Below are 13,634 nucleotides of genomic sequence, written 5' to 3'. Positions count from 1 at the left end.
AACTATAACGGAGGAAGGACGGCATTTCCTGCAAAAATCGCGGCAAAATCTGCACAGAACGTGCAAAAATCGGGGCAAAATGCTTGACAGAAAAGGCGCAGGATAGTACAATCAAGAAGATAATTGAACTATCTCAAATGAAAGATGAAAAAGATTCACAGAGAATCAGGCGTCTCCGAACCAGTAAAGACGGAAGGAGGCTTTGGGCATGACGCTTTTTTCCTACGAAATTTTTGATGCCGTGGCCCGGCAGGGCAGCTTCAACAAGGCGGCACAGCAGCTGCATCTGACCCCCTCGGCTATCAGTCACGCCATTGCCGTAATGGAGGAGGAGCTGGGCTTTGCCCTGTTCAACCGCGGTAAAAACGGCGTATCCATGACCAGTTACGGCGCTTCCCTGTATCCCTCTATCCGTGATGTGCTGAACAGTGACGAGGCGCTGAAGCAGAGCATCGCCCGCCTGAACGGCTTGGAAAAGGGTAAGGTAAAGCTGGGTGTATTCAACTCGGTGTGCGCCTCGCTGCTGCCCGGGCTGCTGAAAAGCTTTGCGGCGCATTATCCGCAGATCGAGATCGAAGTATATCAGGGCACCTACGATGATGTCAAGGAGTGGCTGCGCACCGGTCAGGTGGACATCGCCTTCCTGTCCTCTACCTGCCGGGAGGAGTTCAACCTCACCGAGCTGTTCCGGGAGCCGCTGCTGTGCATCGTGCCGCAGGACTGGCCGGAGCCGCAGGATGGCGTAATGACTCCGGCGCTGATGAACGGCCAGAGCTTTGTGGTGCAGTGCGACGCTACCGACGCCGAGATGCGCCAGTTCCTCAAGAAATACAAGATCGGCACCGAGCGCCGCTGCCACGTCATCGACGACCAGTCCAACATTGCCATGGTGGAGGCCGGGCTTGGCATCTCCATCATGCCGCAGATGCTGCTGCGGGACTGCAAAGCCGCCGTCAAGGTGTACCCCATCGAGCCGGAGGAGTACCGCGTGGTGGGTCTGGCCGTGCAGCGCCCGGCCTCCATGGCTCCCGCCGTGGAGCAGATGTTCCACCATATCGTGGAGTACTGCCACGAGCTGGATCTTTCGCTGTAATAAAGAATATTATGGTATTTATCAACCGGGAAGTTCTGCGGAGCTTGCCGGTTGAATTTTTATAGAGAAGTGTAAAGACAAACGGTAGTTACAGCGCTGCGGGGTAGGAGGTGGTAGCCGAGGGATGTTCTCTTTTGGTGGCAAAAGAGAACCAGAAAACCACCAGCGATTTCGACGCGCTGGAGCCACGAAAAAGGGGCTGCTCGCCCCTTTTAACCCCAAAGAGGAGGGCTACACCGGAAAAAACTGAAGATTCACGCCTGTTCGGCGTGAAGATCTTTTAACCGTTTTTTCCGGCTCCGCCGATTCAAAGCCCCTCAGTCGCTGCGCGACAGCTCCCCCGAGGGGGAGCGGGTACGCCCGCAAGCTTTGCGCTTCAGCCGGAAACAGTGCCGTCATGCCAAAGGCTCCCTCCCGGAGGGAGCTGTCAAAGCCGGTAGGCTTTGACTGAGGGAGTTCGTTCCCAATCCCTCCCGTGAAAAGGGGATTCAGAAAAGCCCGCAGGCTTTTCTGAATCCCGAATAAAAAATCCAATTCCGCTGATTATGCCCAGAGCGCAAGCGGAGGGCATTTCAAATTGTCCCGTCTGCCGCCGCAAGTAAAAATTGCATCCGGCGGCAAAAAGGATTATACTATAAAAAAGCCTGCGGTGTACAGGCCGCAGAGACGGATGTGAGGGGATGAAACCATGAAACGACGGGATTTTTGCAAGGGTCTTGCGGTGACCCTTGCGGCGGGAGCACTTGCTCCCGCTGCGGCACGACTACTATTACAGCGACAGCCTGTTCGACCACCCTGCCACGGAGTACGACAACCAGCTGGCGCTGGCCACCTTGGGCATGGCAATCGCCACCGACTGTACATGGGAGAGCGACCAGCGCTATTGGATGGAAGGCGAGGTCGGCCGCGCCGACCATATCCGGGACGCCTTTGCAAAGCTGGGCTTTACCGAGGTGCAGCTGTTCAACTATACCCACAGCCTGAACGACACCCCGGACACCGTGGCCTGTGCCATCGCCCGCAAAACGCTGGTGCGCGGCGGCAGACAGGTGACTATCATCGGGGCGTTCCTGCGCGGCTCCGGCTATGGAGCTGAGTGGTCCGGCAACCTTCATGCAGGGCCTGGCAGCGCCCACACCGGCTTTGTGACGGCGGCGCGGCAGCTGGTTGAAAAAATACGCGGATACGTTCAGGCGTCGGCAAAGCGTCAGCCGCTGGGCACCCTGAAGCTCTGGATGGGCGGGTACAGCCGGGGCGGCGGCGTGACCAACCTTGTGGCAGCGCGTCTGCCCGCCGTGCTGCCGCAGCTGGAAAAGAAAAACACCTACGTCTATACCTTTGCCGCCCCGGCAGCTCTGACGGCGGCAGACTGCCACGAATTTCAGCAGGATTTTGACAACAACCACACGGCAGACGGCAGGCTGAAAAAGGACTGGGGCACCAGCAACATCTTCAATATCGTTTCCAGCGGCGACGTCATCCCCCGCATCCTGCCCGCAGCGTGGGGCTTTTATCGCAACGGCAACGACCGCTTTCTGCCCTCTACGGTTATCCCGGAGGAACTGGAGGCGCTGAACGACCGCAGCACACGGATGGAGGGCACGCCGATAGACTTCGGGCGGCTGGCTGTCTCCGAGGAGACCGATGCCGTGCTGCGCTCCATGCTGGATCTGTTCTGCGACCGTCAGACCTACTACGAGGACTACGAGGACGCCATGCGCTGTATGCTGCAATGCGCGACCACCCGCACGGAGGAAGAAGTGACCCGGGGCATCATACGGGACGATGCTGCCGTGGTGGCACAGCTGCGCAGCATGGAGCTGATGCGGCGCTTCCCACAGGAAAAGGTGGAGCGCAGCGTACAGGCGGCTTCGGCGCTGAGCCGCCCGGTGCTGGAAAAGCTTGGCAGCGCGGTGCCGCTGCAGGCGCAGCAGATCGTCATCCCTATGCTGGCGGTCGGTCTGTGCTTTGAATTGCAGCCGGATACCGTGCAGCTGGTGGCAGACTTTGTGCTGTCCACCATCACGGTAAAAGGGCAGCTGAGCGGCATTTTAAAGACCGTGATGTGCCACTTTCAGGAAAACTACATCACCGTGCTGGAATCCTACGACCCCGCCGACCATGGCATGGAGCCCTACACCCGGCAGGAAGAACTATAAGCAAAAGGCCGCTGCGCAGACATCGCGCGGCGGCCTTGGTTCGTTTTACGGCAAAGCTCAGAACTTGAACAGGTTCAGCCCGGTAACGGGGTCGTACTGGCGGTCTACCGTGCCGTCCAGAACATCCACCACCATCTCACAGGTGGCGCTGACCACCGCCCGGTTCAGATGCCCGCCGAACACCTCGCCCTTGTCGTTTCCGGCGCTCATGTGCAGGTGGGTGTAGAACGCACCGTTCATGGTGTTGATGGTGCCGGTCAGGGACACGATCTCAAAGCTGCCGCTGAAGGTGTTGGCGTGGTATTGCTTTTCTGCCACATTATATACGCCCACCGTGAAGTTGTTGGTAGCACCCAGCGCCTGCACGGCGGCAAGGCGGATGTTTTCCTTCAGGGCAAGCTCTTTGACCTGTTCAAGGATCTCCTCGTCCTTGTCGATGCGTGCAATGATCTTATTGCCAAAACGTTTGTATTCCATGGGGAAGCATCTCCTTTATGTGGGTTTTGTGCGCTGCCTTTTGCCGGGAACGAGTGCGGCAAACTGGAATTGTTTATCCAAAATGAAATGGAATAACCATATCAAGTAAAACTGCAAGAACTATACTAATCGTTCCCATTAGCGCAGAACTCCTCAATGTGTCTCTCCTCAAAACAATAAGTCCAATAATAAAGACTATCACTTCCAAAACAGATTTTGCATTAAAATACCAGCATCCATATACAAAGCACATATTGAACAATACTGCCAAAATCAGCGCTGATAGTATAAATGCCAGTTTGCTTTTCCCCTTTGCATACCAACAGACAAAAGCCAATAATGGAGAAACAGCTGTAAATCCAAACCAAATCATCGCATAACTTCTTGGGAAAAATCCTGCAATATAGTTTGAATACAAATAGTAGCTTGCAACCATACCAACAAAGAATACAAAAACATTGATGCTTGCTCTTATTGCAGAATTGCTATAAATAGAAATACACAGTGCAATCAATATCCAGATTGCAAAACGCCCAAGAAAATTACCAATATCTAAGACTCCATTTATTGCCATAAGCACACCTGGAAGTTCAGTTTGACGAAAATCCAGATATTTTGAGAAAGTTCCCAAAGCTATTCCGAGAAACAATATCGCTATGGTATTTATAAGTTTTCTATTATTGGATATTGGATTTTCTGCATTCCTTATATCATTCAAAAAATTTATCATAATTACCCTCACAAATTCTTATTTGTTGAACTAAGCCGAGTATACCATACTCTCCAATGAAAGAACACCCCGATATAGTGAAATTTTGCCATTTTTCTGCGTACGTGCGTACACGCTCCGCAGGGATTCTAAGGGGCTTGACCTCTTGGCACACAGACTTTGGCACAAAGTCTAGTGTGTTACACCTTGTCAGAGGTGTACAGGCTCCCGGTACGCACGTACGCAGCGACTACTCCCAAACGCGCCATATAGGGGGACGACCAAGTTCGCACAAAGCGAACTTGATTCCGCAAAGCAAAAGGCAGGATACCACTATCATAGTGATACCCTGCCTTTGCTCGTTTACCGTTCCGAGTAGTCCTTCCGCAGAACCTCCGATAAACAAAAAACGTACCCGAACCCTTTTTCGTAAAGAATCGGGTTCGAGTACGAACTGTATGGTGGACGGTACAGGACTCGAACCTGTGACCTCCTGCACGTCAAGCAGATGCTCTACCAGCTGAGCTAACCGTCCATATTCTGTTTTGCCAAAATCAGCTAGATTATAATACCATATCCGATGCCAAAAAGCAAGGCTTTTTTCAAAAATTGTAAAACTTTTTTGAAAAAGCACCCCGAAACCCGGCTTCTGTGCGGTGCAGCGCGGGTTTTGGGGCGGCTGGCAACAGCTTTCTTGTTGCCCCCAACCAGACGTTGTGCTATAATAGAAAACTATAATAGGAGTAGTGTCGGAAAGGGAACACAGCATGAGAGTTTTGGGCATCGACCCCGGTTACGCCATCGTGGGCTGGGGCGTGGTGGAGTATGCGGGCAACCGCTTTGCGCCGGTGGATTTCGGCGCGGTGTGCACGGACGCAGGCGTACCGTTTGAGCGGCGGCTGGACGAGGTGTATACCGGCATCAAGGAGGTCATCGAACGCACAAAGCCCGAGGTGCTGGCCATCGAAAAGCTGTTCTACCAGCACAACCAGACCACCGTGATCGGCGTAGCCGAGGCGCGCGGGGTCATACTGCTGGCGGCGGCGCAGGCGGGGCTGCCCATCTACGAGTACACCCCTATGCAGGTCAAGCAGGCGGTCACCGGCTACGGCAAGGCCGTGAAAAAGCAGGTGCAGGAGATGACCCGGGTGCTGCTGCACCTGCCCGCCGTGCCAAAGCCGGACGATACCGCCGATGCGCTGGCCATGGCCATTACCTTCTGCCACACCAACGGCAACCAGCTCAACCGCTACACCCGCCGGGTGGCGGGCCCCATCTGACCGCATACCACAGCCGCCCTGCGGGGCACGGAAATCAACTTTTGAAGATTGCCCCAGAGCAAAAGCCTTCACCCCTTGGGGGGAAGGTGGCTGCGAACGCAGTGAGCAGACGGATGAGGGGTAATTTTCCGTAAACTGCCGCTTGTCTGCGCCCTCATCAGTCACCTTCGGTGACAACTTCCCCCGACCGGGGGAAGCCTTTAGAGGAAAATTGATTTCTATGCCTGCAAAGCGGCGGGTCTTGACTGAGAGGATTCTATGATCTACTGTCTGACTGGAAAAATCGTGAAAAAAAGCCTGAATGCCGTGGTGCTCAGCTGCGGCGGCGTGGGCTACTATACCCAGTGCCCGGCCAGCGTGGCGGGGGCGCTGCCCGGTGTGGGGCAGGAAACTACCCTGTACACCGTGATGAGCGTGACTGAGAACGATGTGAGCCTGTACGGCTTTGCCACCGAGGAGCAGCAGGCCTGCTTTGAGATGCTGACCGCCGTGTCCGGCGTGGGTCCCAAGGTGGGGCTGGCCATCCTCAGCGTCATGGAGCCGCAGCGGGTGGCGTTGGCCATCTCGGCGGGGGACCACAAGGCGTTCAAGGCTGCTTCCGGCGTGGGGCCGAAGCTGGCGCAGCGCATCGTGCTGGAACTGAAGGATAAGGTGGCCAAGGGCTTTGTGGACGGCATCTCGCTGGAGGATGTGGCCGGCTCTGCCGCCGACACGCCCGCGACCCAAAGCAGTGCACAGGCCATTGCAGCGCTGGTGTCGCTGGGCTACAGCCAGAGCGAGGCGGCGCTGGCCATCGCAAAGATCGATGCCACGCTGCCGGTGGAAGAGATCATCAAGCTGGCCTTGCGCAGCATGGCAGGCAGGAGGTAAGCAATGCAGGACGATACCGCGCTGTATGGCGCAAAAATGATGCAGCCCGCCATGACCCCGGCGGACAGTGAGGAAAATAACCTCCGCCCGCAGCATCTGGAGGACTACATCGGGCAGGAAAAGGCCAAGCAGAACCTTAAAATTTATCTGGAAGCCGCCAAGCGCCGGGGCGAGCCGGTGGATCACATTCTGCTCTACGGCCCGCCGGGTCTGGGCAAGACTACGCTGGCGGGCATCATTGCCAACGAGATGGGGGTGCAGATCCGCATCACCAGCGGCCCGGCTATTGAAAAGCCCGGCGACCTTGCTGCCCTGCTGACCAACCTGCAGGAGGGCGATGTGCTGTTCATCGACGAGATCCACCGCCTGTCCCGGCAGGTGGAGGAGGTGCTGTATCCCGCGCTGGAGGACTACGCGCTGGATATCATGATCGGCAAAGGCCCCAGCGCCCAGAGCATCCGTATCAATCTGCCCCGCTTCACGCTGGTGGGCGCTACCACCCGCGCCGGACAGATCACCGGCCCGCTGCGCGACCGCTTTGGCGTGCTGCTCAAGCTGGAACTGTACAGCCCGGACGAGCTTTCCCGCATCATCATGCGGTCGGCGGGCATTCTGGATCAGCCCATCACCCCGGAAGGCGCTTATGAGCTGGCAAAGTGCAGCCGTGGTACGCCCCGCGTGGCGAACCGCTTTTTGAAGCGCATCCGCGACTTTGCCACCGTGCTGGGTGACGGCATCATCGATCGGGACGTGGCGCTGCTGGGTCTGAAGCGGATGGACGTGGACGCGCTGGGTCTGGATGAGCTGGACCGCAGCCTGCTGCGCGCCATCATCGAGATGTACAACGGCGGCCCGGTAGGTCTGGAAACGCTGGCTGCCGCGCTGGGCGAGGAGGCGGTCACGCTGGAAGATCTGTGCGAGCCGTATCTGATGCAGATGGGCTTTTTGACCCGTACCCCGCGCGGACGCTGCGCCACCCGCCTTGCCTATGAGCATCTGGGCATGAAAGCTCCGGAGACCGGCAGCGCCGAGGAAAACGGCCAGCAGAGCCTGTTCTGACTTATTATATATAGGACTTTTGACGCGATAAACGGAAGGAGGACGCTATGCGCCCTGCAGATACTTGGAAAGATTACGAACTGCTGGATGCCACCGACGGCAACCGGCTGGAACGCTGGGGAGAAACTTTGCTCATCCGCCCCGACCCGCAGGTGGTGTGGAAGACCCCCAAGCAGAGCCCCCTGTGGGCAAAGGCAGATGCTATCTACCACCGCTCCAATCAGGGCGGCGGCGAGTGGGAGTACCGCCGCCGTCTGCCGGAAAAGTGGAAGATCAGCTGCGGCGAGGGAGAGGATAAGCTCACCCTCATCGTCAGCCCCACCGGCTTCAAGCACACCGGTGTGTTCCCGGAGCAGGCGGTCAACTGGGCGTGGTACCAGCAGAAGATCCGCGCCGCGAACCGCCCGGTAAAGGTGCTGAACCTGTTCGGCTACACCGGCGGCGCTACGCTGGCTTGCGCCGCTGCCGGTGCTACCGTCTGCCATGTGGATGCCTCCAAGGGCATCGTGGCATGGGGCAAGGACAACGCCGTGGCAAGCGGCCTGACCGATAAGCCCATCCGCTGGCTGGTGGATGACTGCGCCAAGTTCGTGGCGCGGGAAAAGCGCCGGGGCAACACCTACGATGGCATCATCATGGACCCGCCCAGCTACGGGCGCGGCCCCGGCGGCGAGATCTGGAAGCTGGAGGATTGCATCTACGACCTCATCAGCCAGTGCGAAGAAGTGCTCAGCGATACCCCGCTGTTTTTTGCGGTCAACAGCTACACCACCGGCCTGTCCCCGGCGGTCATGGAGTATATGCTCAAGACCACGCTGGTGCCCCGCTTTGGCGGCAAGACCAGCTGCGACGAGATCGGCCTGCCGGTGTCTGCCACCGGTGGCGTGGTGCCCTGCGGCGCCACCGCCATTTGGGAAGAATGAAAGTAAAATATTATCTCAGTCACGGCGACAGCCGTGACTGAGATAAATATATGCTAAGAATGGGGTACAGCCCCTTTCGGAGGGGCGCACCACCAGAAAGAGAAACAAAGCATGAGTGATACGATTTTAACTGCTGAAAATTTGAAGTTCCGCTACGATGCCGAGCAGCCGGTCTACGCGCTGGACGGCGTATCTGCGCAGATAAAGCGCGGGGAGTTCGTGGCGGTGCTGGGTGCAAACGGCTGTGGTAAATCCACGCTGGCCAAGCACTTCAACGCCATTTTGCTGCCGGAGAGCGGCAAGGTGTATGTGGAGGGCATGGATACCGCAGATGAGGACAAGCTCTACGATATCCGCCAGACCGTGGGCATGGTGTTCCAGAACCCGGACAACCAGATCGTTGCCACCGTGGTGGAAGAGGACGTGGCTTTTGCGCTGGAAAACCTCGGCGTGCCGCAGGACGAGATGCGCCGCCGGGTGGACGACTCCATGAAGATGGCCGGCATCTACGAATACCGCGAGCGCGCACCCCACAACCTTTCCGGCGGTCAGAAGCAGCGCGTAGCGATTGCCGGTGTGGTTGCCATGCGCCCGGACTGCCTGATCTTGGACGAAGCCACCGCCATGCTGGACCCGCGCGGCCGCGAGCAGGTGATGCAGACCATCCACTACCTGAACAGGAACATGGGCATCACGGTGGTTTCCATCACCCACTATATGGAAGAAGCCGCACAGGCCGACCGTGTGCTGGTGATGAGCAAGGGTCATGTGGTGATGGAGGGCACCCCGAAAGAGGTGTTCAGCCAGACCGAAAAGGTGCGCAGTCTGCATCTGGACGTGCCGCAGGCCGCCGAGCTGCGGGACGAGCTGGTGAAGGCCGGTATCCCGATGCCGGAGGGCATCATCGACACCGGCGCCTGCGCACAGGCGCTGTATGAACTGCTGCAGTAAGGGGGGCGGACGAAATGGCAGATATCATTAAGGTAGAACATCTGAGCTACGTCTATAACCCCGGCCTGCCCACCGCAGTGACCGCGCTGGACGACGTGAGCTTTACCGTAGAAGAGGGCGATTTTGTGGGCATCATCGGGGCGACAGGCTCCGGCAAAAGCACCCTCATCACCCACATGAACGGCCTGAACAAGCCCACCAGCGGCAAAATTTACATTGACGGCCGCGATCTGTGGGCAGACCCGGAAAAGATCCGGGATTTCCGCTTTCTCACCGGGCTTGTGTTCCAGTACCCGGAATACCAGCTGTTTGAGGAGACCTGCTACAAAGACATCGCCTTTGGCCCCAAGAACATGGGTCTGGACGAAGCCGAGGTAGACCGCCGCGTCCACGAGGCCGCAGACTTTGTAGGCTTAGACCCGGCGCTTTTGGAGCGCAGCCCCTTTGAACTGTCCGGCGGTCAGAAGCGCCGGGTGGCGGTGGCAGGTGTGATGGCCATGAAGCCCCGCATCCTTGTGCTGGACGAGCCCGCCGCCGGCCTTGACCCGGAGGGACGGGACGATATCCTTTCCGAGGTGAAGGAGTACCACAAAAAGACCTGCACCACTGTGCTGCTGGTGTCCCACAGCATGGAGGATATTGCCAAGTACGCCAACCGCGTGCTGGTGATGAGCAACAGGAAAATTGCCATGTATGACACGGTGGAAAAGGTCTTTGCCCGCGCCCCGGAGCTGCTGGAGCTGGGGCTGTCGGTGCCGCAGGTGACTAAAATTTTCCTCAAGCTGCGGGAGATGGGGGTGGACGTCCCTGCGGACGTGTACACCATTCCCTATGCGGTCAAGACCCTGCTGGAAGCAAAGCGCCGCCGCGATGCCGGGGAAAGCCTTGTGCTGCCCCGCAGCGCTGCACAGAAAGGAGGTGCTGTCTGATGCTGCGAGATATCACCATCGGTCAGCACTTCCCGGGCAACAGTCTGGTGCACCGGTTCGACCCCAGACTGAAGCTTGTGCTGACCATCGCTTATATCGTGCTGCTGTTTGCAGCCTCCAACCCCTTAGGGCTTACTTTGTCCATCCTCTTTTTGGCGGTCATGTACAAGGTGGCAAAAATCCCGGTCAAGATGATCGGCAAGAGCCTGAAGCCCATTCTGCCCATCGTGCTATTCACGGCGGTACTGAACCTGTTCTTTGTTTCCGGCGAGGGCGACCCGCTGGTGCATTTCTGGTTCTTGAGCATCTACGCCGAGGGCGTGCGCTATGCAGTGCTGATGGCGGTGCGCGTGATGGCGCTGATTGCGGGAACCAGCCTGCTTACCTACACCACCAGCCCCATCGTGCTGACCGATGCCATTGAGCAGCTGCTCAAGCCCTTGGGCAAGCTGCACTTCCCGGTGCACGAGCTGGCGATGATGATGAGCATCGCCCTGCGCTTTATCCCCACCCTCATCGAGGAGACGGATAAGATCATGAACGCGCAAAAGGCGCGCGGCGCGCAGCTGGACACCGGCAAAATGACCGACCGGGTCAAGGCGCTGGTGCCGGTGCTCATCCCGCTGTTCATCTCGGCCTTCCGCCGCGCGGACGAGCTGGCCATGGCCATGGAGTGCCGCTGCTACCGCGGCGGCACAGGCCGCACCCGCCTGAAGGTGCTGCGCTGCGAAAAGCAGGACTACATCGACCTTGCGGTGTGCATCGCCTGCTTTGCTGTCATCCTTGCCTCCCGGCTGGTGTTCCCAAATTATTAAAGAGGAGAACCCTCTCAGTCAAGGCCTGATGGCCTTGACAGCTCCCCCGAAAGGGGGAGCTTTTGGCGGTGGTGGGAGAGTTTTTTGTTGCGTTTGATACTTCAGCGACAAGGCTAACGGCGTGCGCCCTCTCCGGCACGGCTTAAGCCGTGCCACCTCTCCCAAAGGGAGAGGCAAGAGCACTGCCGGAAGCTTTCTCATTACACCTAATACTTTAGCAACAAGCCTTACGGCTTGGCTCTCCCTGAGAGGAAAGACTTCCCCCGCTCCGGGGGAAGATGTCACCGCAGGTGACAAAAGGGGAAATCTGGCGCGGGAGCGCCTGAGAGGGTTTTATACTATGAACTTTTTACTTACCCTTGCCTACGATGGCACAAATTACTGCGGCTTTCAGGTGCAGCCCAACGGGCGCAGCGTGGCGGCCACTTTTCAGGATGCACTGGAAGCGGTGCTGGGCGCACGGCCCGATATCAAGGGCTGCAGCCGCACCGATGCCGGGGTGCACGCGCTGGGCTTTCGGCTGAATTTCCACGCCGACACCCGCATCCCGCCACAAAAGCTGCCGCTGGCGCTCAACCAGCATCTGCCGCCGGATATCCGGGTGCTTGCAGCGCAGACCGTGCCGGAGGATTTCCACGCCCGGTACGCCGCCCATACCAAGACCTACCTGTACCGCATCCATAACCACCCCATCGACTCGCCCTTTGACGCCGCCTACTACACCCGGGTGCCCCGGCGGCTGGACGAAGCTGCCATGCAGGCGGCGGCGCAGCAGTTCGTGGGCACCCACGATTTTCTGGCGCTGTGCGCGGCGGGCAGTTCTGCTGCCGCCCACGGGGACACCGTGCGCACCATCACGGACTGCCATGTCACCCGGCGCGGGGACGAGGTGGACATTGAAGTGACCGCCGACGGCTATCTGTACAACATGGTGCGCATTCTGGCGGGTACTTTGTGCGAGGTGGGCGCGGGGCGGCTGCGCGCTGCGGACATTCCCGCCATTCTGGCAAGCCGGGACCGCAGCCGGGCAGGCCCCACTCTGCCCGCAAAGGGCTTGTTTTTAAAGTGTGTGGATTACCCGGAAAAGGAGGAGCAGCCATGAAAAAGCTTCATCGCGGCGGCAGCAACCCGGACGGAGAGCCGCTTTCTGCCGGACGGGTGGAATATCTGGAGGCAGCGCGCCAGCGGGTGCACCGCCGCCGTCTGCGCCGCACTGTCATCATTCTGGCGGTGCTTACGCTGGTCACTCTGTTTGCCACCGGCGCGGTGGGTACATCCATCGCCCGGGTAAAAGACATGGTGGATACGGTGCACATCGCCCTGTCCCCGGCGGTGGGTTGGCCGCAGCAGACCGGTCTTGACAATCTGACGGCCGTGCAGCCCATGTCCGGCAGCTTTGTAGCCATGGACGAGGATGCCTGCGTGGTGTACAGCTTGGGCGGAACCCGCCTTGCCGGCATCCAGAGCGGCTACGCCCGCCCGGCGCTGGCTGCGGGCAAGACCCGCTTTGTGCTGTACAACCGCTCCGGAAACGAGCTGCGGGTGGAAAGCCGCACCCAGAACCTGTACAGCAAAACGCTGGAAAACAGCATCTATCTGTGCGCCATGTCGGACACCGGCACGCTGGCAGTGGCCACCGATTCTGCCGACAGCACCGCCCGGCTGACCGTGTATACCCCCACCATGACGGAGCAGCTGCACTGGGATATGACCAGCGCGCAGGGCACCCCGGTGCGGATGGCCTTTGCCGCCGACAGCCGCCGTCTGGCGGTGGCGGCGGTCACCTCCAGTGCGGGACAATTACAGGCGAATCTCTTTGTGCTCAACCTTGCGCAGGGCGACCCGGTGCAGCTGAGCAGCGGGGGCAGCGTGCCCCAATGGCTGGGCTGGCTGAACAACGACACCGTGCTGGCTGTGTATGAGGACTGCGCCGTGGTGTACAGTGCGGACGGCGGCGAGCGGGGGCGCTTCGACCTTGGCGGCGGTAGCCTTGTCAGCGTTTCGCAGGACGGCGCAAACGCCGCCCTGCTGCTGGAAAACGGGCAGGTGTGCACCGCCGTGCTGCTGGATAAGGACCTGAACGTGCAGTACAGCGGCAATGTGCCGGCGGCAAACCAGATCTTGCGCCGGGGTCAAAACTTTTATCTGCTCACCGACAGCGGTGTGGAATGCTTTGCCGCAGATGGGGTGTATCAGTGGGGACAGACGCTTTCCGTCCGTCCGCAGGCGCTCATCGCGGGCAAGCAGCTGCTGGTGCTGTGCGGCAACACGGTGCAGCAGATCGCTCCGCCGGAGCAAACGGCTTCCAGCGCCCGGTGACCGAGGGGGAAACCGGTATTTTTGCGGGGAAAGTGATCTTTATAACAGGG

13 protein-coding genes and 1 tRNA gene are annotated in these 13,634 nt (G+C 58.8%); 11 read left to right on the top strand and 3 right to left on the bottom strand.

Annotated elements, in window-relative coordinates:
* Nucleotides 1–208 precede the first annotated feature (208 nt).
* Nucleotides 209–1,093: a LysR family transcriptional regulator gene (locus MTP36_RS14840; protein ID WP_015537220.1), complete on the top strand. Its 885-nt coding sequence runs from the start codon at nt 209–211 to the stop codon at nt 1,091–1,093.
* A gap of 743 nt (nt 1,094–1,836) precedes the next feature.
* Complete coding sequence (locus MTP36_RS14835; RefSeq protein WP_249251877.1) at nt 1,837–3,252, top strand: lipase family protein; 1,416 nt, start codon at nt 1,837–1,839, stop codon at nt 3,250–3,252.
* A 57-nt stretch (nt 3,253–3,309) separates the two neighbouring features.
* Here MTP36_RS14835 and MTP36_RS14830 read toward each other — a convergent pair whose 3' ends face one another.
* From MTP36_RS14830 to MTP36_RS14820, 3 genes are all read right to left on the bottom strand, one after another.
* A complete protein-coding gene (locus MTP36_RS14830) occupies nt 3,310–3,729 on the bottom strand; it encodes a PPC domain-containing DNA-binding protein (protein ID WP_249251862.1) in 420 nt (139 codons plus the stop codon).
* 73 nt (nt 3,730–3,802) lie between these two features.
* Entirely contained in the window at nt 3,803–4,459 is a 657-nt protein-coding gene (locus tag MTP36_RS14825; protein ID WP_004851532.1) for a hypothetical protein, read from the bottom strand.
* A 438-nt stretch (nt 4,460–4,897) separates the two neighbouring features.
* Nucleotides 4,898–4,973, bottom strand: a tRNA-Val gene (locus MTP36_RS14820).
* 232 nt (nt 4,974–5,205) lie between these two features.
* Here MTP36_RS14820 and ruvC point away from each other — a divergent pair.
* The 9 genes from ruvC (at nt 5,206) to MTP36_RS14775 (ending at nt 13,584) form a co-directional block, all read left to right on the top strand.
* Nucleotides 5,206–5,718: a crossover junction endodeoxyribonuclease RuvC gene (ruvC, locus tag MTP36_RS14815; protein ID WP_005921987.1), complete on the top strand. Its 513-nt coding sequence runs from the start codon at nt 5,206–5,208 to the stop codon at nt 5,716–5,718.
* A 258-nt stretch (nt 5,719–5,976) separates the two neighbouring features.
* Nucleotides 5,977–6,588, top strand: coding sequence for a Holliday junction branch migration protein RuvA (ruvA, locus tag MTP36_RS14810; RefSeq protein ID WP_055186644.1), 612 nt, complete (start codon nt 5,977–5,979; stop codon nt 6,586–6,588).
* Between the two features lie 3 nt (nt 6,589–6,591).
* The gene (gene ruvB / locus MTP36_RS14805) at nt 6,592–7,647 is read left to right on the top strand and encodes a Holliday junction branch migration DNA helicase RuvB (protein WP_055186645.1); all 1,056 of its coding nucleotides are present in this window, start codon (nt 6,592–6,594) and stop codon (nt 7,645–7,647) included.
* A 47-nt stretch (nt 7,648–7,694) separates the two neighbouring features.
* Nucleotides 7,695–8,570: a class I SAM-dependent methyltransferase gene (locus MTP36_RS14800; protein ID WP_005921982.1), complete on the top strand. Its 876-nt coding sequence runs from the start codon at nt 7,695–7,697 to the stop codon at nt 8,568–8,570.
* 111 nt (nt 8,571–8,681) lie between these two features.
* Complete coding sequence (locus MTP36_RS14795) at nt 8,682–9,521, top strand: energy-coupling factor transporter ATPase (RefSeq protein WP_249251854.1); 840 nt, start codon at nt 8,682–8,684, stop codon at nt 9,519–9,521.
* Between the two features lie 14 nt (nt 9,522–9,535).
* Complete coding sequence (locus MTP36_RS14790) at nt 9,536–10,450, top strand: energy-coupling factor transporter ATPase (RefSeq protein ID WP_249251845.1); 915 nt, start codon at nt 9,536–9,538, stop codon at nt 10,448–10,450.
* Nucleotides 10,450–11,265 (top strand): energy-coupling factor transporter transmembrane component T family protein, encoded by an 816-nt coding sequence (locus tag MTP36_RS14785; RefSeq protein ID WP_249251830.1) that lies wholly within the window; start codon nt 10,450–10,452, stop codon nt 11,263–11,265. The genes MTP36_RS14790 and MTP36_RS14785 overlap by 1 nt, the downstream gene beginning before the upstream one ends.
* A gap of 340 nt (nt 11,266–11,605) precedes the next feature.
* Complete coding sequence (truA, locus tag MTP36_RS14780) at nt 11,606–12,367, top strand: tRNA pseudouridine(38-40) synthase TruA (RefSeq protein WP_249251828.1); 762 nt, start codon at nt 11,606–11,608, stop codon at nt 12,365–12,367.
* Nucleotides 12,364–13,584 (top strand): DUF5711 family protein, encoded by a 1,221-nt coding sequence (locus MTP36_RS14775; protein ID WP_249251819.1) that lies wholly within the window; start codon nt 12,364–12,366, stop codon nt 13,582–13,584. The genes truA and MTP36_RS14775 overlap by 4 nt, the downstream gene beginning before the upstream one ends.
* Nucleotides 13,585–13,634: the final 50 nt, after the last annotated feature.

This window comes from Faecalibacterium sp. I4-1-79, from assembly GCF_023347235.1.
GTDB classification, from domain to species: domain Bacteria; phylum Bacillota; class Clostridia; order Oscillospirales; family Ruminococcaceae; genus Faecalibacterium; species Faecalibacterium tardum.
This window is presented reverse-complemented; position numbering and strand designations above follow the sequence as displayed.